Genomic DNA, 18,711 nt, shown 5'->3' with positions numbered 1-18,711 from the left:
CCTTATTCAGCGGACAGCGGCGCGGCTTTGATGAACCAGTTGATGATCTCCTCGCCGGCGAGGATGCCCGAGGCCCGGGTGATGGTGAGATTGGGATGAGTGAAGTTCAGTTGCTCGAGTTCGCCGTGGCGGGGTCGGATGGCCGAGTCGGCCGTGCGGAGCATTTCGGCATCCAGTGCGCCATCGCCGGCCGCGAGAGTCATTGCGGCATGGGACAGCTCGCCGTTCTCGACCAGTCGGCGGCGAACTTCCTGGACGGCGTGGCTCTTGCAGACGGCCGTCGGCATGGTGTAGATCTTGCGGCCCTGCTGGGAGGCCGACCACCCGCGAGTGCGGCACCAGCCGTCCCATTCGGCGAGGAAACCCTCGGGCACCTCTTTCGGCTTGACCACCAGATAGTTGAACAGGTGGTCGGCGACACGGAACTTGGTGACCCAGCTGTCATCGATGCGCGCACGGAGCTCGGCATTGATCTCCGACAGCGTCGCACCGCCCGCGCGAACCTGGTCGTCGATATCGATGCGCCAGCGCATATCGGGCACACCGTCGACAAGGATATTGCCGCCGTTGCTGGTGATCGCGTATCGCCATGGGGCGCCTGGCAATTGGATGCGTTCGAACTGCTTGATGGTGCGGGTGGTCGTCGGAATGACGGCGGCGGGTTCGGTCAGGGTCTGCATCCGCAGGGCCGCGGTGGTCGTCATGAACGACAGTGGCTCACCTTCCAGATGCTCCACACACACCGTCGGCACCGCGGTGGCCGCGCTGAAAGCGTTGCGCGAGTAGATCATCGTCCGGTCCAGGTCGGTGGCTACCAGCGTCTGTCTTCGTAGGCTTCGTAGGTGCATCACTGCTGTACGTCCTTGATCAATCCCATGCACGAATAGGCGAGGTCTCCCACGACCTCCACCGGGACACCGCGGGCCGCGGCAAGCAAGCGCAGGTGGGCGTGCTCGGGCGCATCGGCCGCACGGACGAGCACCCGCCACGGCACGCGACGCAGCAGCACCCTGGTGGTCTCGCCGACACCGGGTTTCACGAAATTCACGCTACCGATGCCGTACTGCTCACGCACCTGCTCCACCGAGGCCCAGCCCGACCAGGTCGGTGTCCGGTTGCTGTCGCGGATGGCAGCGACCTCGGCGGGCACCCGGTCTCGGACCGCGTCGAAAGCGCCGCTCACCGCGTCGAGCAGACGCACGGAGACATCGTCACCGGTCAGCTCGCGATAGAACTTCGCGCCGTGGAAATCGCCGGGTGCGATCAGGGTGTCGTTCAATACCGTGCGTGAAATCAGCCCGGAGACGGTCGAATTCAGGCAGGCCGACGCGATAAGGAAGTCATCGCGGGTGCCGTAGGTACGCACGCAATGCCCCGGATCGGCGAGTACGGCCAGTTCGTCGTTGAACCGAGCGCCACCCGCGGCGTGGTACGCGTCGAGCGCTTCGGTGAGTTCCCTGGTGATGGCGCCCTTGCCGGTCCAACCGTCGACGAACACCACCGACGCCGGATCATGATGCTTGGCAAGGTAGTCCAATGCGACGGCATCGATGCCGCGATCACGCACGATCGACACCGCATAATGCGGCACCTCGAGACTCGGCAGGTCGCCGCAACGGCCGGCGGCCAGCCAGCGGCGCATGAGGATACCCACTGGAGTGCCGGCACGAGCCAACGACACCAGCACGATATCGTTGCCGCGCTCGGCGACAACCAGCTCCGCCACCGTCGCGACGGCAAGCGCGAGCCGCTCGGCACTGGCCTCGAGCACCTCGTCGAACAACGACCGATAGGCCGCATCCGGCTGATATTCGACCGGCAGCGATTCGGCGTAATGCGCGACTCCCGCCTGGATCCGACGCTCCCGCTCAGCGACGTCCGCCTCGAGGTCGACGTCGGACAAATCCTTCAGCAGCCAGGAAACCTCTTCGGGCGCATACGATCCGAAGTCCGGACCGTGCAGCGGAGCGGGAAGTTCCACTGCGGGGACGGTATTCACAGCAGCTGACCTCATCATGGCGTCCGTGTCGGGCACTGCCGTACCCGACGGCAATTGATCGACCCGCCCTGCGTGCAGCATGCGCGGATCAGCACCGGGCAACACCGCGACGACGGCATCGGCGCCGGAGGCGGTGAGCACATCGATCAACCCACCGTCGGCAACGAGTTCGGCGGTGTCGGCAGGGGAATCGATGACGACAACCAGGACCGGATCGCCGTCCGCTGCGCCGCCCGCTGTGGAATTCGCCGACTGGCTGCCGAGGCTTTCGTCGGTGCCGACGAGTCGGCTCGACCGCTGCATCGACTCCGGATCGCGCGCGCCGGAAAACTCCTCGGCCCAATGCGCGTTGTAAAGGTAGCGAGGCTGCTCCTGACCGACCTCCGGTGCCAGGAAACGGAATCCACGACGCAGTGGATAACCGGGTTCGTCAAGCACGTACGCCGGTGACCGCGTAGTGGTCTGGTACCGGGTCGGCATGCCGGATTCGGCGAGTTGCGCCGCCATCCGAAGCGGCATGTACATCAACTCTTCGTGCGCGAGCACGATCACCGGCCGGCCGGGGAATTCCGCATCGAGCTTCGTCCGCACCACCTCGGTCGCAGCGGTGACAGCGGAATCGAACGCGGTCATGTCCGAACGCAGAATCCCATGCCTACCGCCCTCCGGCACCGCCGCGGGCCACGGTAGTTCCATTCGCGTGAACGAACCTCGCTGCTCAGCAATGGGATTCAGCTCAGGTTCGGGTAGCGCGGCGACCGCGTCCACCAATCCGTCCGGCAATGCGGTGCGGCCGGACGCGAGGCACACCGTGTCGATCCGCGCGCCGATTCGCTGCGCCGCCGCATCGAAAGCGGCGCGATCATCCTCGGTGCGCATGTCCACCAGCGAGGCAAGCAGGTAGTGCGACCTCGGCGAGAACGCGTGCAGCGCATGGATTGCATCGAGAGCCGTAGCGCCGGTGGATATCTCGTCGTCTACCAACACGAGCGGGAGGTCGTTGGCGAAAATATCGGCCGGTGCAGGTTGCAGCTGGTGCGAGGTGGCGTGCGAATGCCCCTCCTCGAACCCGGTGAGTGTCTCCGCTTCGGCGACGTCTCGCCGGGTCGAATGCAGGTAGCAGCCCGCACCGATCCGCGCCGCCACACAATGACCGAGACCTGTTGCGGTTTCGGCGAACCCGAGTACGACCGCTTCCCGGTCACCGAGCACTCCGCGCACCAGGTCACCGAGCCGGTTGCCCGCATCGAGCACCACCCGTGGGTCCGTCGGCAGATGCTTGCCGAGCACCGTCGACACCAGCAGATGCGCGCGTCGCGGGTTGCGGCGCAGGCCCGGCTGGATCAGCGACTCGATCGACAGTTCTACCGGTAACGCACTGGTCGCCACGTCGGGATCGACCGGTCCGTACGAATCATCGTGGAACAGCGCCATACCGAGCGTCCTCGTCGCCCAGGGGATAGCAGTCCCGATCAGGTCAGCAGACGCGCCACTCATACCTTCACCATCGCCGACAGCAGATCCACGAACGAAACTCCCTTATTCGCCACACCGAACACCCGCGCCCGCAGCAGCGTCTGCCGCGCCCAACTGCGGTGCGGCCGCATCTCGTTCATCTTGTTGCGGTAGCCGGATGCCGCAACACCACCCACGTCGACCTGCAGAATGTCGAGTGCGTCGGAGTACTCCTCGTGCGTCACCACCGACAGCGCGTGCACGGCGGCCACGTGCGAGGGGTGGATCACCGTCTTGCCTTGGATGCCGTTGGCCCGGTCCAGCGTGATCTCACGCAGCAACCCGTCCAGATCCCGGCTGACCAGGTACTGCCGGAACGGCACCGCATCGGACTCCGCGAAGGGCGCGGTGCGCAGCAACGGCCGGAACATCCGCTCGTGATCGGCGAAGTACTCCCATACCGGGCCGGTGATGACAAAACCCGTACCATCCGCTCGCCCAAGGTAATTCACGATGTCGGCGATGACATCCGCGACCACCCGCACGTCGTAGATGGTCAGATCCCGGTCACGCCGGATGCCGAAGGTCGAACACATATCCGTCGCGCCGACCCGCACCGCGAGCACCCGCTCCCGATGCTCGGCGAGCAACGTCGCGATCTGGGTCAGCTCGTCGTCGCGGGTCTGCCGATGTACCAGTCCCGCCGATTCGAGCACCGGCATCCCGTATATCGGCCGGTCGAGCAGCTCCGCGGCGGTCTCGAGCGCGTCGAGATATTTGGTTCCCGTGGTGCTGTCGAATTTGGGGAAGACGAATCCGGTGAGCACCGCCGCACCCGCCCCGAGCTGCTCGACGATCTCGGTGATCGCGTCCGCGTCGCGAACCCGGACGAACAGCAGCGGATTCGGATCCTCGCTGCCTGCCAGCAGATCCAGCGTCGCCACCGTCTGATGCTTGGCGAATTCCACCTCGTGGTCGGCGACCGCGTCCTCGAGATCGATCACCATCGAACACACGCCGCGCTCGGCGCGTTTGGCAATCGTCACGGCCAGATCCGGCCGGGTCGCGGGTGCATACAAGGTGGCGCCGAGTGCGATCGCCAGTAGCTCCCGATCGGCGTGGTCGCCGAAAGGTTCGGGCTGCCGATGGAAAAGATGCCGTGCCTCCGGGCCGTGCAACTGCCGAAAATGGCGCAGTGGCAGTCGTTTCCGCAGCGAAACCGCCTGCGGGACGGCGATGCCTGCGGTCATCGTTGCCCCATCCTCATTCTCGTCGTGGTCCTGCTTGTTTTCTCATTCGATCCACTACCCCGGCTATGAATTCGGTGATGGAATCCAGTTCCGTCACATAGGCCCAGTAGTCGGGGTGTCGCCCCGACAATGTTTCGGCGATTCGGTCGATTCGGTCCACCTGTGCATCGAGCACAGATCCCCATTCGGCGGTGAGCCCCCGGCCCACCGCGAGCATTTGTGCGTCCCGCAGCCGAAATCGTACGGCCTTGGCCTTCTCTTGCGGATTGTCCCGAACTTCGCGCAGCATGGTGAGCCGTTTGGTCACGGCGTCGACCTGCTGCTCGGCCTCGGTCAGAGACCCGCGCGCGGATGTGGTCAGATCAAGTGCAGACTCCGGGTTGTTCTGGGCCAATGCCACGCGCGCCTGTACCAGGGCTACGTCCGCGGCATCGATGGCCCGTTGGCTTTCCCGCCCATTGTTAGCCAGATCCGCGGAACTTGCAGCATTGAACTCGCGCAGCAGCGTAGAGAAGGCCGGAGCCAGCCGTTCGGCTCTGGTACGCACGGCCGCCAACCTGGTGCTCGCAGAGCTGATCGCGGTGGTCGCGGCCCCTTCGCGAGATGGGGCCTGCGCCAATGCTTCTGTCAATTCCTTGGTTGCCGCTTCGAGGCGATTGGCAGCGGCTCGGACGGTCGCGGCAGCCTCGGGACCTGCGGCTTCCAGTGTGATCAGAGCCTCATCGACGGCGGCCGCGGCCTGTCGTACCGACGGGTAGCCGGCGTAGTCGGACTCGGCCGCCTGCCGGCGAACACCCGCCGCGGTGATCTTCACCTGTTCGGCCAGCTGCGGCACCGTCCGATACACGGCAAGGGCGCGCTCGAGCTGTGTCTGATTGCCGCCATAGAACTCGTCCACCGCCACTGCCGCCGCATTCAGCTGCCGGACCAGCGCATCGGCGCGGGCCTGGCCCTGTGGGACGGGAGTGCCGTCGCGCTCGGCCGTATCCAACTCGTCGTTGAACGCCAGGTACGCGCCCGCCGCGTCATAGCACCGGCTGCGCACCGTTTCCCATTGCGCGCTCATCCGTCGATCCGGGAACACTTGCTCGGCGGCGTGCACGGCCGCCTCGGCCGCGCTCTGGCGCTGATCCATATCGAGGAAGCCAGCAGTCAGCGCCGGTCGGGCCTGCTGAATCCATTCATTGTGCCCCGATGACCGGAACCATCCACGCCTGCGGCCTGCCACGCCCCGATGGTAGGCGGTGGACTCGTGTGTGCCTGCCCGAGCGCAAGACTGCGCACCATCCGGCGATCTTCCAGTTCGCCGGGGGTTGTACGGGTTCCTACGCAACTTCGCCGAAACCTACTACTGTCGTAAGTCGTACCCGGCGATTCGGACATGCTGGGAACCTCAAACGTCTATTGAAAGGGATTTCCGCATGGGTGTCAGTTTGTCCAAGGGCGGCAACGTCTCGCTGACCAAGGCGGCGCCGAACCTTACCGCCGTTGCGGTCGGTCTCGGGTGGGACCTGCGGTCCACCACCGGCACCGACTTCGACCTCGATGCCAGCGCCATCGCGACCGGTGCGGACAAGAAGGTGCTGTCGGACCAGCACTTCGTGTTTTTCAACAACCTCAAGTCCCCCGAAGGCGCCATCGAGCACACCGGTGACAACAAGACCGGTGAGGGCGAGGGCGACGACGAGGTGATCAACGTCGACCTGGCGGCCACCCCGCCGACGATCGAGAGCATCTTCTTCCCGGTTTCGATCTACGACGCGGACGGCCGTCAGCAGTCCTTCGGTCAGGTACGCAACGCCTACATTCGCGTCGTCGACCGCAGCAACGGCTCCGAACTGGCCCGCTACGACCTCACCGAGGACGCCTCCACCGAGACCGCGATGGTCTTCGGTGAGCTGTACCGCAACGGGGCCGAGTGGAAGTTCCGCGCCATCGGCCAGGGCTACGCTTCGGGTCTGGCCGGTATCGCCCGCGATTACGGCGTGAACGTCTAAGCACGACCTTGCTTGTCAGGGGGCTCGGCGACGGGCCCCCTGTTCGCGCGACAACGCGCCGAGACGCACGCAACACCGTTGGACAACCGCCGATTCAGCAGCCACGCTGGAACTAGCCGTCACCAACCCGGTCTCTTCATTCACACGTGCTCGGACGAAAGTCCGAGTCGCCGCATAGGAAAGGTCTCCGCGTGGTCCTGCGCATTTTCGGCATGTCCTTCATCGTCACGGTGGTCTCGCTTATCGTGGCGTTCCTGTACGGCGGACCGACCGCGTTCGCGCTCGCCGCGATCCTCGGTATCCTCGAGGTCTCGCTGTCGTTCGACAACGCGGTCATCAATGCGACTGTGCTGGAACGAATGAGCGAGTTCTGGCAGAAGATCTTCCTCACCATCGGTGTGGTGATCGCGGTGTTCGGTATGCGCCTGGTCTTCCCGCTGGCGATCGTGTGGATCACCGCGGGCCTCGACCCGGTGAAGGCCTTCGATCTGGCGCTGAACCCGCCCGCCGACGACGCCGCGACCTTCCCGGACGGCAGCAAGAGCTATGAGACGTTGCTCACCGACGCACACCCGCAGATCGCCGCGTTCGGCGGTATGTTCCTGCTGCTGCTGTTCCTGAACTTCATCTTCGAGGAACGCGACATCACCTGGCTGTCCTGGCTGGAGCGGCCGCTGGCCCGGCTCGGCAAGCTCGACATGCTCTCGGTGGTCGTCTCCGGTGTCGCACTGATCCTGACCGCGGAGTTCATCGCAACCGAAGAAGAGCGCGCCACCGTCCTGCTCGCCGGCTTGCTCGGCATGCTCACCTACATCATGGTGGACGGACTCGGCTCGATGTTCCACACCGAGGAGGAGGACACCGACGGTCCTTCGGAACTCGCCAAGGCCGCGGGCAAGGCCGGGTTCTTCCTGTTCCTGTACCTGGAAGTGCTCGACGCGTCGTTCTCCTTCGACGGCGTGATCGGCGCCTTCGCCATCACCTCCGACCCGATCATCATCGCGCTCGGCCTCGGCCTGATCGGCGCCATGTTCGTCCGCTCCATCACGGTCTACCTGGTGCGCAAGGGCACGCTCTCGGAGTACGTGTATCTGGAGCACGGCGCACACTGGGCGATCGGTGCGCTGGCCATCATCCTGATGGTCTCGATCGGCGTACACATCAACGACCTCGTCACCGGCCTTGTCGGTGTCGCGTTCATCGGTGCTGCCTTCATCACCAGCATCGTTCGCAACGGTCGCGAGGATGATGCCGAAGAAGTGAAGAGCGAACGGGAACCGACGCCGGTAGGCTGACATTCGGCAGACAGTCGACGAACTTCGAGCGGCAATGGCTGTATTTCAGCCATTGCCGCTTTCTTTGTGTACGAGGGGGAATCGCTCCGATGGCGAAGGACAACACTCCCGGCGGCGTCAACCAGTCGAAGTTGACGCTGTCGAAAGCTACGCCGAGCACCACCCTCGTCAAACCCGGTGACCAGCCCGGAGTCATGCGGGTGAACCTGAATTGGACCACCGGTTCGAAGGGTTTCTTCCGCAAGTCCAAGCCCGTCGAGCTGGAGCTCGGTTGCCTCTATGAGCTGTCCAACGGGGCCAAAGGTGTGATTGCGGCGATCGGAAACAATTTCGGCGCACTGGATTCCGAGCCGCACATCGTCCTCGACGGCGACGATCGCAGCGATGCGGCGAACGCCGGCGCGAACCTGCACATCGATCTCGCGAGGCCAGAACTGTTTCGGCGCGTCCTGATCTTCGCCGCCGGCTCCGACGGCGTGCCGAACTGGGCCGCCGCCAATGGCGTTGTCACCCTGTTCCCCACATCCGGCCCGCAGATCGAGGTTCACCTCGACGCCCCGGTGCAAGGCGCCGACTCGTGTGCTGTTGCGCTGCTGCAGCATCAGGGCACCGGCATCACTGTGCACCGGGAGGTCCACTATGTCGAGGGCGCCCAGCGCGCCATCGACGAGGCTTACCGGTGGGGCATGGACTGGCACAGCGCGAGCACGTAGCTCAGCGCGCCCCCACCGCCACCACGTGCGGCTGTTCGACCGCAGCAACAGGTCGCCGCGACGCGAGCACCATGCCGATCACGCCGACCGCGAGTCCGGCAACGGTCAAGGGCCGCAACGGTTGATCGACCAGCAGCCACGCGAGGGTCGCGGTCACCACCGGCGTCGCGAAGAACAGTCGGCCGACCCGGGTCGCATCCCAGCGCTGCAGCATGTGGTTCAGCAGCAGGAACGCGACCATCGAGTTCATGAACACCATCCAGGCCAGTGATTGCGCGAAGCGGCCCATATCCCAGATATGCAGTTGCCCACTGGCCCAAGCCGATACACCCGCGATCGGCGCGCTCGCCACCACGTGCACCGCGGTCGCTGCGCGTGGATCAACCTGCGGGACGAACCGTTTCTGATACACCGTCCCGATGCTCAGGCCGAGCAGTCCGACCACGCACAGCAGTAGCCCGAGCCTCGACATGGCCGACTGGTCCAGCACGGCCAACCCCACACCGACGCCGCCGATCCCGAAGCCGAACCACTGCCGCACCGTGACGGTTTCGCCGATGAACCCGGCGAACAACGCGATGACCACCGGATTCAATCCCTGCACCAGCGCGACGACAGCGCCCGAAACATGGTGGCTCATCGCGGTATAGAACGCACCGAACTGCACGATCTGCATCAGCAGACCCGCAACGACCACATGCCGGAGCTCGGCACCCTGTGGCCATCGCGCCCCCACCGCTCGCGCGTACAGCGCGAGCAACAGGCCCGCGATGGCGAACCGCACGAACAACACCATCAGCGGCGGCGCGGCGCCGACTCCGATGATCCCTGCGATGAACGCACTGCTCCACAGCACAACAAAGAGCGGCTGCATGGCCGCCGTCGCGATGCGATCCTTCACGAGTCCTCCCGATGCAACCGGCTAAAGCGGTTACTACCGTCGCACCTGCTTTACTAACCTGTCAAGACGGTTACCATGAAAGGGTGTTCGCCTTCGTAAGCGGTAACCTCGCCCTGGACTTCGCAGGCACGGTCAAAGCCCGAGCCACGACGTTCGACGACTACCTCCGCACACCGGCCGACCTCGACGAATGGCTCGTCGCCGCCGATCTGCTCGACGGCGAACCACACTGCGACACAGCGATATTCGACCGTGCCGTGCGCCTGCGCGAAGCCGCCTACCGACTGGCCCTTGCCGCCGCCGAGGATGAACCGTTCGCCGAGACCGACCGCGGCATCGTCAACGAGCTGGCAGTCGGCGAACTGCCCCGTCTGACACTGCAATCCGATGCCACGTTGATCCGCACCGGAACTCCCGAGGCCGCCATCACGGCCATCGCCCGTGCCGCCGTCGAAATGCTCGGTGGACCAGAGCGGCAGCTGATCAAGGCATGCGGCCGCCCCGTGTGCACCCGCCTCTACCTGGACACCTCACGCGGCAAGTCGCGCCGCTGGTGCGATATGACCCAGTGCGGCAATCGCGCCAAGAGCGCCGCATTCCGCGCCAGACACGCCGCGGACTGAGCAAACCCACCCGACTGCCCGACTAGGCGGCTGCCTCGCCTTCGCTCGGCCCGGCGCGGGCTGCGGTCGGACTACGTCCGACAATGCCTATTAGGCGGCTGCCTCGCCTTCGCTCGGCCCGGCGCGGGCTGCGGTCGGACTACGTCCGACAATGCCTATTAGGCGGCTGCCTCGCCTTCGCTCGGCCCGGCGCGGGCTGCGGTCGGACTACGTCCGACAATGCCTATTAAGCGGCTGCCTCGCCTTCGCTCAGCCCGGCGCGGCTGTCGGCGGACTACGTCCGACGGTGCCATTAGGCCACCGGCACCAAGTCGCCGCGGTCCAAACGCGAGATCGGCGGCGACGCAGGTCGGAACCCGCGCGGCAGCGCCCGCGCGAACAGGAAGAAGAACACTACGAGCAGAACAGCGCGACCCCAGACGCCGAACTGGACCACGTTCTCCATCAGATCCACCGAGGTGCCGGAACCGATCGAATAGAAGTATCGGAACACCCCGATGCCGATAGCCGCGTCGGCCACCAGGTACGCGCCGATCGCCGACCACGGCACTTCGAGCAACACCAGGAACGGAACAAGCCACAACGTGTACTGCGGCGAATGCACCTTGTGGAACAACAGGAATCCACACAGCATCGCGCCGCTGACCCCGATCCACGGGAAGGCGCCGGTCCTGGTGAATCGCTTCCAGCCCAACCACATCGCGAGCGCGAAGGACGCGAGCACCAGGGTGGGCGAGGCGATCGACACCGCATGCTGAAAGGCCGTCTCGCTGTCGGCGTCCTGCCCGAACAGCTGCCGAAGTCCCCAGTACCAAATGGAATTCGTGGTGATATCGGCCTGACGCAACTGCTGGAAGGTGATCGACGCCCGCCAGCCCTCGTAACCGGCAAGTGCGAAAGGCAGATTTACCGCCACCACGGTGCCGACGGCAGCGGCAGCCGCCATCAATGCGCCGCGCACATCGAGCCGCGCCGGCTCGAGATCTTCCACCTCGCGCCGGCCACCGGTGAGCACATAGGCCAGCAACGGCAGCACGAAGATGCCCGGGTACAGCTTGAAACAGAACCCGACGCCGAGCAGTACCGCGGCCAGTATTCCCCTGGTGCGCAATGAATATCGGGTCATCGCGGTGACCACGTACACGGCGGCCACCGCCGTGCACACCACGGGGAGCTCCCAGTTGTGGAATGCGTACAGCACCAACGGCGGCCCCGCCGCCCACAGCAGCGCCGCACGTCCGGACAGTCGAACGAGCAACCACGCGGTCAGCAGCGCGAACGGCGCCAGCAGCAGCGCGGAGTGCAGCAGAAATTCGGCGTCATTGTGGGCTCCGACCGCACCGAGCCACATCAGCACACCGCTGAGCACCGGATATTCGACCGCACCCCCGGTCAGCATGCCGTCCTCGGTGATGCCGCCGTCGATATACGGAAAAACATGGTTGTCGATGTCGCGCCCGAGCCACAGGAACTGGATATCGGAATAACAGACATCCGAATCCTTGAGCACGTCGAACACCGAGCTGCGACCGTCCTCGGCAAACGGTGCACCCGCACAGCGCGCCTTGTTCAGGTAGGCGAGCGCCAGCGTGAGCCCGCACAGCAACACCACCACGGCGGAGAGCGCCGCAGTGCGCGTCACGCGGCCTGCGATCCTGTCGCTGGCGGCCAGTCCGGTCGGCATGACGACCACCCTAAGTGGCCGGGCCGGGCCACGTTTGCGTCCCCCGCGGATGCGATCGCCCGCGCACCACCCACACCAGGGCAAAATCCGCGGGACCCAGGCAGCTGTGGGGGCGTTTCGGCGCTCAGCAGCTGCTCATGTAGCCTTGTCGGGTTGCTGACGCAACGACCCTCCTGCCACGGAAAGTCCGTGGCCGTTTCCTAGTCCACAGGAGGTGATTGGTCCGTGCGTCATTACGAAGTGATGGTTATCCTCGATCCGAGCCTGGACGAGCGCACCGTAGCCCCGTCCCTGGAGACCATGCTCGGCGTGGTTCGTACCGAAGGCGGCAAGGTCGACAAGGTCGACATCTGGGGCCGCCGTCGTCTCGCCTACGAGATCGCCAAGCAGGCCGAAGGCATCTACGCGGTGGTCGATCTGACCGCTGAGCCCGCCACGGTCAAGGAACTCGACCGCCAGCTGGGCCTCAACGAGTCGGTGCTGCGCACCAAGGTTCTGCGCCACGGCAAGTGACTCTCGATTGCGTCGGAGCCTGTCTCTAGGCTCTAGCGCAACAGCGAGTGCATTGCGGACTGCAACCGAGCAGGAGGAACCACATGGCAGGCGACACGGTCATCACCGTCATCGGAAACTTGACGGCCGACCCCGAGCTTCGATTCACGCCCGCGGGCGCAGCGGTGGCGAATTTCACCGTCGCTTCGACTCCCCGCGTGTTCGACCGTAATTCGAACGAATGGAAAGACGGCGAAGCGCTCTTCCTGCGCTGCAACATCTGGCGTGAAGCTGCGGAAAATGTCGCTGAAAGCCTGACACGTGGTTCCCGCGTCATCGTGAGCGGACGACTGAAGCAGCGCTCCTATGAAACCCGCGAGGGTGAGAAGCGCACGGTCGTCGAGCTCGAGGTCGACGAGGTCGGTCCCTCGCTGCGTTACGCCACCGCGAAGGTCGCCAAGGCCAATCGCGGCGGCGGCGGTGGCGGCGGATTCGGTTCCGGCGGCAGCGGTGGCGGCGGTGGCAACTTCGCCCCTGCCGGTGGCAGTGGTGGCGGAGGGCGTTCCGGCGGCGCCGAGGACGACCCTTGGGGCAGCGCACCTGCGGCAGGTTCCTTCGGGGGCAACAGCCGCGTAGACGACGAACCGCCGTTCTGAGAACGGCATTCATCGGCCCGGATCCACTTGGGCCATCAATGATTACGGAGTAAGACATGCCTAAAGCGCCAGCGCGCGAGAAGGTGCTGAAGAAGAAGGCTTGCACCTTCTGCAAGGAAGCCAAGACCGGCACCGTCAATATCGATTACAAGGACACGCAGCTGCTGCGTAAGTACGTCAGTGATCGCGGCAAGATCCGCGCTCGCCGGGTGACCGGCAACTGCGTGCAGCACCAGCGCGATGTCGCCGTTGCCGTGAAGAACTCGCGTGAGGTTGCACTGCTGCCTTACGTGTCGACGGCTCGCTGAGACAGGGAGGCATCGCAATGAAGTTGATTCTGACTGCTGATGTGGACAACCTCGGTGCTCCCGGCGACACCGTGGAAGTCAAGGACGGCTACGGCCGCAACTACCTGCTGCCCCGCGGCCTGGCGATCGTTGCCAGCCGAGGCGCTCAGAAGCAGGTCGAGGGCATCCGCCGGGCGCAGGACGCCCGCAAGGTGCGCAACCTCGATCACGCCAACGAGCTGAAGCAGGCCATCGAAGGCCTCGAGGCCGTGTCGCTGTCGGTGAAGACCGCGGGCACCGGCAAGCTGTTCGGCTCGGTGACCCAGGCGGATGTCGCCGCGGCCATCAAGTCGGCGGGCGGCCCTGTTGTCGACAAGCGCAGCATCGAGCTGCCGAAGTCGCACATCAAGTCGACCGGCAAGCACGGCGTTGTGGTGCACCTGCACCCCGACGTGATCGCCAAGTTCGACCTTCAGGTCGCCGCGAACTGAGTTCGCTCCGAAGGCCACTCTCGTGTTCGGCACGAGAGTGGCCTTCGATTGTAATAGCTAAATGTTTGCCACTCGGCAAAAGGGTGATCTGGGTCATTCTCGGCAAATCGCCGCAACGGTTCTACCTCCGGTTATTCCACTTGTGGATCGTCGAGAAAACCAACCGTCCGCAATGTGACCTAGGCCATATCAGTAATCCACACTGTTTTACTCAACACGCCCGGCTGTTCAACTGGACCGACACGCCGACCCGAGATTCATCCACACGTGGATAGATTCGGAAATCAATATCTATCAGCGCGTTTGAATGCAGTGACCTGGGTTTTCCCCAAGTAGTACACAGGGGGTGCACACCGTTGAGTAAACAGTCCCCAACTTATCCACAGATGTGTGCACAGTCCGGTTTGGCGACCGCCCATCCGGTCGCCTAGGTTCGTCGCAATGTCATGAACGAACCAGCAGGAACGTCATGATTCGGTACCTTGCCGCAACGGTTGCTGGAACCCGCTGACGGCGCCCGCGAACGGTGGCAGCGCACCCGCTGCTGCACGCCCAACGTGTCGGTACCCGGGAGTACAACGAGTCATCGATATGTGAATCCCGGTGGGGAAAGGACGGTCGAGTCTGGTGGCAGTCGTCGACGACCGCGGACACGCGGAATACTCCGAGCCGCCCGGCGAAGACTTCGGCAGGCAGCCTCCGCACGACCTCGCGGCCGAGCAGTCGGTGCTCGGCGGCATGCTGCTCAGCAAGGACGCCATCGCCGACGTCATCGAGGCGCTACGGCCAGGAGATTTCTACCGTCCCGCCCACCAGGCCATCTTCGATACGATCCTCGATCTATACGGCCGCGGCGAACCCGCCGACCCGGTGACCGTCGCCGCGGGTCTCGACCGCCGCGGCGAACTCAAGCGCATCGGCGGCGCCCCCTACATCGTCACCCTCACCCAAACCGTCCCGACCGCCGCCAACGCCGGCTACTACGCCGAGATCGTCGCCGAGAAGGCCATCCTGCGCCGCCTCGTCGAGGCAGGCACCCGCATCGTCCAATACGGCTACGCGGGCGCCGACGGCCAGGACATCGCCGAGGTGGTCGACCGCGCCCAGGCCGAGGTCTACGAGGTCACCGAACGCCGCACCACCGAAGACTTCCTCCCGCTCGAAGAACTCCTCCAGCCGACGATGGACGAAATCGACTCCATCGCCAGCCGCGGCGGCATCTCCCTCGGCGTCCCCACCGGCTTCACCGAACTCGACGAGGTCACCAACGGCCTGCACCCCGGCCAGATGATCATCGTCGCGGCTCGACCCGGCGTCGGCAAATCGACCCTGGGAATGGATTTTATGCGCAGCTGCTCCATCAAACATGGGCTACCAAGTGTCATCTTTTCCTTGGAAATGAGCCGTACCGAGATTGTCATGCGTCTGCTCTCGGCCGAGGCGAAGATCAAGCTGGGCGATATGCGTTCCGGTCGGATGAGTGATGACGACTGGACCAAGTTGGCGCGGCGGATGAGTGAGATCAGTGAGGCGCCGTTGTTCGTCGATGATTCACCCAACCTCACCATGATGGAAATTCGAGCAAAGGCGCGTCGACTCAAGCAACGCCACGACCTGAAACTCGTTGTCGTCGACTACCTCCAACTGATGACGTCCGGTAAAAAAGTCGAATCCCGACAGCAGGAAGTCTCGGATTTCTCGCGAAACCTGAAGCTGCTCGCCAAAGAACTCGAAGTACCCGTCGTCGCCATCAGTCAGCTGAACCGTGGTCCCGAACAGCGAACCGATAAGCGCCCCATGGTCTCTGACCTGCGCGAATCCGGCTCGCTCGAACAGGATGCCGATATGGTCATCCTGCTGCATCGCCCCGACGCAATCGAACGGGACGACCCACGCGGCGGCGAGGCCGATCTGATTCTCGGTAAGCACCGTAACGGCCCCACCGCAACCATCACTGTCGCGCACCAACTGCACCTGAGCCGGTTTGTGGATATGGCCCGCGGATAGGCGCATTTGTAGGGTCTCAAAAGTCGTGGCCAAATCTCAAAAAGCGTGGCCACTCGATGGCCAATTGGCCATGGTTTTGAGACAGATCCGGCCCCGCTCAGGGGCGGAGGTGTACCTCCTCGTCGCGTGCGGCGACCATGATGTGATGCAACCCGCCCTGTGAGACGTCATCGAAAAGGACAGTCTGTCATTGATCAGGACAGTGAAAAGTTCAGTGCCTGTCAGAAAGAGTTCAGTAACTGGGTCTTTCGGTCAGTGTGGTGGCAATATGCGGATTTGGGCTTTGAGACGCATCCCTCGTTCGGCGGTTCCGTTGATCAGCTGGCGGCCGCTGCCCGGTGAGTCGTTGCTGAGCTGGGTTGATCACGTGGGCGTCAGTTTCGGCATCACGCGTAGGGAGGCCGTGGAGCCGTTGGGGTTGCAGAGGAAGCGGGGTCGACTGCTATCTCGTGATCTAGAGAAGCTCGCCTAGGCCGTTCTTGCCCGTGTTGTTTCACGGACCGGCCTGGACGACTTCGCTTTTGTCGCCCGGGCGGGTATTCGGTGACTCGCCGTCAGGAGCACGATCGCACACTCGCGAGCACCCGTGCGGGAGGACGCGCTGACGAGCGTGCGTCCGTGCGCGTGTACGAGTGGACGCGTACACCTCCGTACGTACGCGCGTGCCCGCGTAAGCGCGTGCCCGCGTGCGCACATACTCGAGAACCCATTGAACGTCGGGCTACCGGCGGCGCCGGTTCGGGCCGTCTCGCTCGGATATCGCTCGGCTCGCGCACCACTGCTTGGTCTCGACTCGCCCTTGCCCTTTTGGCCTGCGGGGATGGCGAACCCGATCAACCCGATCCAGGAGCCGTCGGTGCAGCGGGCCCAGGCGTAGAGCAGTCCGGGCACGGCGGTCGTGAGGTCGAGCCCGCCGGCCTTCACGCGCATCGACACTGCGTCTTTGCGGAATGCGCCCTGGGGCGAGATCGCGGTGTTCAGGTCGACGCGGACCGGCGTCGGCGGGTCGACGACGTGGCGGAGCGACGCTGTGAAATCCTCACTCCAATACTCGAACATAAGTTCGATGATTCCACATACCGCGCGGTTTGTTAGAGATAGGCTGTGGGCATGGTGAAGGTTGGCGATCAGGTGTTGCTGGTGGCCGGTGGCGTATCGGTGTTCCGGGTCGTCGAGATCGAGGGCGACGACGCGGTCGTCGAGTCCGCCCAGGACGCACCAGGCCGCTACCGGTGGAGCGCGCGTGTGTCCGAGCTCGTCGCGGCGGATGCGGACACCGGAGGTGAGTGATGGCGCGGTTTCGTCTGGAAGCCCACGCCCCGATACCGGGTCACGGCACCTTGACCATCCGGCTCGAACTGCCCGATCTCGATGACCTGATCGAGCACGCCCGGCTCTGGGTGCTGCAGGACCAACTCCACACCCAGCAGATCCGGATCTACGACCGATCCGCGGAACTGCTGGCGGTCGACGGCGCCGGCGGCCCGCTCGTCGTGGTGATCGACGAGTGGGCCAACGCCCGGGAATCCCTGTGCCCCGAATGCGGAGAGCTGCGGCACGCGGCGCGGATCGACAGCGGGCCAGCCTGGTACTGCCACGGTTGCAACGACCGCGCCCAGGCCGCCTGACCCGCCGCTGCGCGAGGAACACACTCGGAATGTGGGCGCGGCCGATGATGACGTCTTCTGATCGGCCACCGAACCCTGGCGATCCCTCGGGTGCAGTACCTGCCGCAGAACCACCGCTTGGTGCAAGTTCGGCGGATTTACTCCCGTGTCCCGGTCAGTCGCCGAGCTGTTCCAGTGCCGCGATGACCAGTGGCAGAGTTTCTGCGGCGAGGCGGTATTCCCGAATCGGCTCGGCCTGCGAATTGCCCTCATGCCGCGACTCGACCAGTGACGGCCGCGGCACCCTGTCGGATGTGCGGTGGCCGGCGCGGCGCATGTTCGAGGTCATCCCTCCCAGGTTCTTGGCGCCGATAGCTCGTTTGAGCTGGTCCGGTGTCGCAGTGCCCCCGGCAGCTACCAATGCTCGAACTGCCTGTAGGCCGGTTGGGCCGAGATTGCCTATGAACCGCCGTACCGTGACCTCGTCCCACACGAACTTGTCCTCTTCGGCGATGCTCCCGGGCTGCAGCGTGCCGTTGGTTCGCGGTGGTAGGCGCTCGGCCAGGGCGACCTGTGCGGCGAGCAGGCCCAGCTGCAACCGCATCTCCAAGGTCATCGGTACCGAGTTGGCAACCATCGCGTAGTGCAGCTGCTCACGTGCCACTCGCAGGGCATCGATATCCATCGGCATTACGATAGGCCAGATCGCCACTGGTCCAATCGAATTCAATCCGACCGGAACCAGCGAAGGCTGGCTATGTCCGAGATATCCGGGTCGGCGAGCTGATACACGATCCATCTGTGGGTGATCACCCAGGTCAGCAGGAGGACGCCTGGAACGGAAAGCACGGCTGCGGTGGGGCAGTCGGCTGCACGGGCGCGACGGTCGAGGACACCACGGCGGTGTCGGCAGGTCTGTCAGTGGACCCCATGTGGGTGAGGGTCAGCACGACCAGCAGGAGCATCACACCGCCCACGACCGCCCCGAGACCCCACAGGATCGGGATCGGCGATGCACTGCGGACGCCGTGGTAGTTCAGGGACCGGTAACGCCCCGGCCGTGCGCGGGCGCTCACGGCTGCCCACCCTCGCTCGCGTAGCTTCCGCCTATCCGTCCCCTGCGAGAATGCCGCCGCACGGCCTCATACCCCATGACCGTCAGTATGGCGCGAGAGTCCGACACGATCCGGCATATCGGTACCGACCGCTACGGGTTGACCGCCGGGCCCGCGCACGCCTCCTGAAGGTGAGCTG

At 64.7% G+C, this 18,711-nt stretch carries 19 protein-coding genes; 11 read left to right on the top strand and 8 right to left on the bottom strand.

Annotated features, from left to right (window positions below; all coding sequences use genetic code 11):
* Window positions 1-2: 2 nt before the first annotated feature.
* Genes ACLMAL_RS26640 through ACLMAL_RS26625 form a run of 4 tightly spaced genes read right to left on the bottom strand, consistent with a single transcriptional unit; the run spans window position 3 to window position 5,932 of the window.
* On the bottom strand, window positions 3-848 hold the full coding sequence (locus tag ACLMAL_RS26640; RefSeq protein ID WP_412001584.1) for an HAD family hydrolase: 846 nt from the start codon (window positions 846-848) through the stop codon (window positions 3-5).
* Window positions 848-3,496, bottom strand: a complete 2,649-nt coding sequence (locus ACLMAL_RS26635; RefSeq protein WP_412001583.1) for a phosphoribosyltransferase — start codon at window positions 3,494-3,496, stop codon at window positions 848-850. The genes ACLMAL_RS26640 and ACLMAL_RS26635 overlap by 1 nt, the downstream gene beginning before the upstream one ends.
* Complete coding sequence (locus tag ACLMAL_RS26630; RefSeq protein ID WP_412001582.1) at window positions 3,493-4,704, bottom strand: HpcH/HpaI aldolase/citrate lyase family protein; 1,212 nt, start codon at window positions 4,702-4,704, stop codon at window positions 3,493-3,495. Before ACLMAL_RS26630 ends, ACLMAL_RS26635 begins: the two co-directional genes overlap by 4 nt.
* Window positions 4,705-4,717: 13 nt before the next feature.
* Window positions 4,718-5,932, bottom strand: coding sequence for a hypothetical protein (locus tag ACLMAL_RS26625; protein ID WP_412001581.1), 1,215 nt, complete (start codon window positions 5,930-5,932; stop codon window positions 4,718-4,720).
* A 193-nt stretch (window positions 5,933-6,125) separates the two neighbouring features.
* Between ACLMAL_RS26625 and ACLMAL_RS26620 the strand changes: the two genes are divergently transcribed.
* The 3 genes from ACLMAL_RS26620 to ACLMAL_RS26610 all read left to right on the top strand — a co-directional run bounded on the left by ACLMAL_RS26620 (window position 6,126) and on the right by ACLMAL_RS26610 (window position 8,709).
* Window positions 6,126-6,701, top strand: a complete 576-nt coding sequence (locus tag ACLMAL_RS26620) for a TerD family protein (RefSeq protein WP_328407479.1) — start codon at window positions 6,126-6,128, stop codon at window positions 6,699-6,701.
* A gap of 191 nt (window positions 6,702-6,892) precedes the next feature.
* Window positions 6,893-7,996 carry a DUF475 domain-containing protein gene (locus ACLMAL_RS26615; RefSeq protein ID WP_412001580.1) on the top strand — a complete coding sequence of 368 codons (1,104 nt, stop codon included), beginning with the start codon at window positions 6,893-6,895 and terminating at the stop codon, window positions 7,994-7,996.
* A gap of 89 nt (window positions 7,997-8,085) precedes the next feature.
* On the top strand, window positions 8,086-8,709 hold the full coding sequence (locus ACLMAL_RS26610) for a Tellurium resistance (RefSeq protein WP_412001579.1): 624 nt from the start codon (window positions 8,086-8,088) through the stop codon (window positions 8,707-8,709).
* A gap of 1 nt (window position 8,710) precedes the next feature.
* Here the strand turns inward: ACLMAL_RS26610 and ACLMAL_RS26605 are convergent, their stop codons facing one another.
* On the bottom strand, window positions 8,711-9,610 hold the full coding sequence (locus ACLMAL_RS26605; RefSeq protein ID WP_412001578.1) for a DMT family transporter: 900 nt from the start codon (window positions 9,608-9,610) through the stop codon (window positions 8,711-8,713).
* An 83-nt stretch (window positions 9,611-9,693) separates the two neighbouring features.
* Here ACLMAL_RS26605 and ACLMAL_RS26600 point away from each other — a divergent pair, with 83 nt between their 5' ends.
* Window positions 9,694-10,233, top strand: coding sequence for a CGNR zinc finger domain-containing protein (locus ACLMAL_RS26600; protein ID WP_412001577.1), 540 nt, complete (start codon window positions 9,694-9,696; stop codon window positions 10,231-10,233).
* Window positions 10,234-10,525: 292 nt separating this feature from the next.
* On the opposite strand, the gene ACLMAL_RS26595 is transcribed toward ACLMAL_RS26600, so the two are convergent.
* Window positions 10,526-11,917, bottom strand: coding sequence for a hypothetical protein (locus tag ACLMAL_RS26595; RefSeq protein ID WP_412001576.1), 1,392 nt, complete (start codon window positions 11,915-11,917; stop codon window positions 10,526-10,528).
* A gap of 225 nt (window positions 11,918-12,142) precedes the next feature.
* On the opposite strand from ACLMAL_RS26595, the gene rpsF reads away from it, so the two are divergent.
* The 7 genes from rpsF to ACLMAL_RS26560 all read left to right on the top strand — a co-directional run bounded on the left by rpsF (window position 12,143) and on the right by ACLMAL_RS26560 (window position 17,478).
* The gene (rpsF, locus tag ACLMAL_RS26590) at window positions 12,143-12,430 is read left to right on the top strand and encodes a 30S ribosomal protein S6 (protein WP_328407491.1); all 288 of its coding nucleotides are present in this window, start codon (window positions 12,143-12,145) and stop codon (window positions 12,428-12,430) included.
* 83 nt (window positions 12,431-12,513) lie between these two features.
* The gene (locus ACLMAL_RS26585) at window positions 12,514-13,065 is read left to right on the top strand and encodes a single-stranded DNA-binding protein (protein WP_328407493.1); all 552 of its coding nucleotides are present in this window, start codon (window positions 12,514-12,516) and stop codon (window positions 13,063-13,065) included.
* Between the two features lie 56 nt (window positions 13,066-13,121).
* Window positions 13,122-13,373, top strand: a complete 252-nt coding sequence (gene rpsR / locus ACLMAL_RS26580) for a 30S ribosomal protein S18 (RefSeq protein ID WP_328407495.1) — start codon at window positions 13,122-13,124, stop codon at window positions 13,371-13,373.
* A gap of 17 nt (window positions 13,374-13,390) precedes the next feature.
* Window positions 13,391-13,843, top strand: a complete 453-nt coding sequence (gene rplI, locus ACLMAL_RS26575; RefSeq protein WP_412001575.1) for a 50S ribosomal protein L9 — start codon at window positions 13,391-13,393, stop codon at window positions 13,841-13,843.
* 627 nt (window positions 13,844-14,470) lie between these two features.
* Complete coding sequence (gene dnaB, locus ACLMAL_RS26570; protein WP_366530188.1) at window positions 14,471-15,850, top strand: replicative DNA helicase; 1,380 nt, start codon at window positions 14,471-14,473, stop codon at window positions 15,848-15,850.
* 1,110 nt (window positions 15,851-16,960) lie between these two features.
* Entirely contained in the window at window positions 16,961-17,140 is a 180-nt protein-coding gene (locus ACLMAL_RS26565; protein ID WP_412001574.1) for a hypothetical protein, read from the top strand.
* Window positions 17,140-17,478 (top strand): hypothetical protein, encoded by a 339-nt coding sequence (locus ACLMAL_RS26560; protein WP_412001573.1) that lies wholly within the window; start codon window positions 17,140-17,142, stop codon window positions 17,476-17,478. Before ACLMAL_RS26565 ends, ACLMAL_RS26560 begins: the two co-directional genes overlap by 1 nt.
* Window positions 17,479-17,632: 154 nt before the next feature.
* Here ACLMAL_RS26560 and ACLMAL_RS26555 read toward each other — a convergent pair whose 3' ends face one another.
* Together ACLMAL_RS26555 and ACLMAL_RS26550 are read right to left on the bottom strand one after the other, a co-directional pair.
* Window positions 17,633-18,142: a hypothetical protein gene (locus ACLMAL_RS26555; protein ID WP_412001572.1), complete on the bottom strand. Its 510-nt coding sequence runs from the start codon at window positions 18,140-18,142 to the stop codon at window positions 17,633-17,635.
* Between the two features lie 133 nt (window positions 18,143-18,275).
* Window positions 18,276-18,533 (bottom strand): hypothetical protein, encoded by a 258-nt coding sequence (locus ACLMAL_RS26550; RefSeq protein WP_412001571.1) that lies wholly within the window; start codon window positions 18,531-18,533, stop codon window positions 18,276-18,278.
* Window positions 18,534-18,711: the final 178 nt, after the last annotated feature.

Source organism: Nocardia sp. CWNU-33, assembly GCF_046764895.1.
GTDB lineage: Bacteria > Actinomycetota > Actinomycetes > Mycobacteriales > Mycobacteriaceae > Nocardia.
This window is presented reverse-complemented; position numbering and strand designations above follow the sequence as displayed.

What these genes read in the sequence shown, in the direction of transcription:
- ACLMAL_RS26565 (WP_412001574.1), top strand. Translation starts at nt 16,961, where the DNA reads ATGGTGAAGGTTGGCGATCAGGTGTTGCTGGTGGCCGGTGGCGTATCG.
- ACLMAL_RS26560 (WP_412001573.1), top strand. Translation starts at nt 17,140, where the DNA reads ATGGCGCGGTTTCGTCTGGAAGCCCACGCCCCGATACCGGGTCACGGC.
- rplI (WP_412001575.1), top strand. Translation starts at nt 13,391, where the DNA reads ATGAAGTTGATTCTGACTGCTGATGTGGACAACCTCGGTGCTCCCGGC.
- rpsR (WP_328407495.1), top strand. Translation starts at nt 13,122, where the DNA reads ATGCCTAAAGCGCCAGCGCGCGAGAAGGTGCTGAAGAAGAAGGCTTGC.
- ACLMAL_RS26610 (WP_412001579.1), top strand. Translation starts at nt 8,086, where the DNA reads ATGGCGAAGGACAACACTCCCGGCGGCGTCAACCAGTCGAAGTTGACG.
- ACLMAL_RS26595 (WP_412001576.1), bottom strand. Translation starts at nt 11,917, where the DNA reads ATGCCGACCGGACTGGCCGCCAGCGACAGGATCGCAGGCCGCGTGACG.
- ACLMAL_RS26640 (WP_412001584.1), bottom strand. Translation starts at nt 848, where the DNA reads ATGCACCTACGAAGCCTACGAAGACAGACGCTGGTAGCCACCGACCTG.
- ACLMAL_RS26585 (WP_328407493.1), top strand. Translation starts at nt 12,514, where the DNA reads ATGGCAGGCGACACGGTCATCACCGTCATCGGAAACTTGACGGCCGAC.
- ACLMAL_RS26555 (WP_412001572.1), bottom strand. Translation starts at nt 18,142, where the DNA reads ATGGATATCGATGCCCTGCGAGTGGCACGTGAGCAGCTGCACTACGCG.
- ACLMAL_RS26635 (WP_412001583.1), bottom strand. Translation starts at nt 3,496, where the DNA reads ATGAGTGGCGCGTCTGCTGACCTGATCGGGACTGCTATCCCCTGGGCG.
- ACLMAL_RS26620 (WP_328407479.1), top strand. Translation starts at nt 6,126, where the DNA reads ATGGGTGTCAGTTTGTCCAAGGGCGGCAACGTCTCGCTGACCAAGGCG.
- ACLMAL_RS26630 (WP_412001582.1), bottom strand. Translation starts at nt 4,704, where the DNA reads ATGACCGCAGGCATCGCCGTCCCGCAGGCGGTTTCGCTGCGGAAACGA.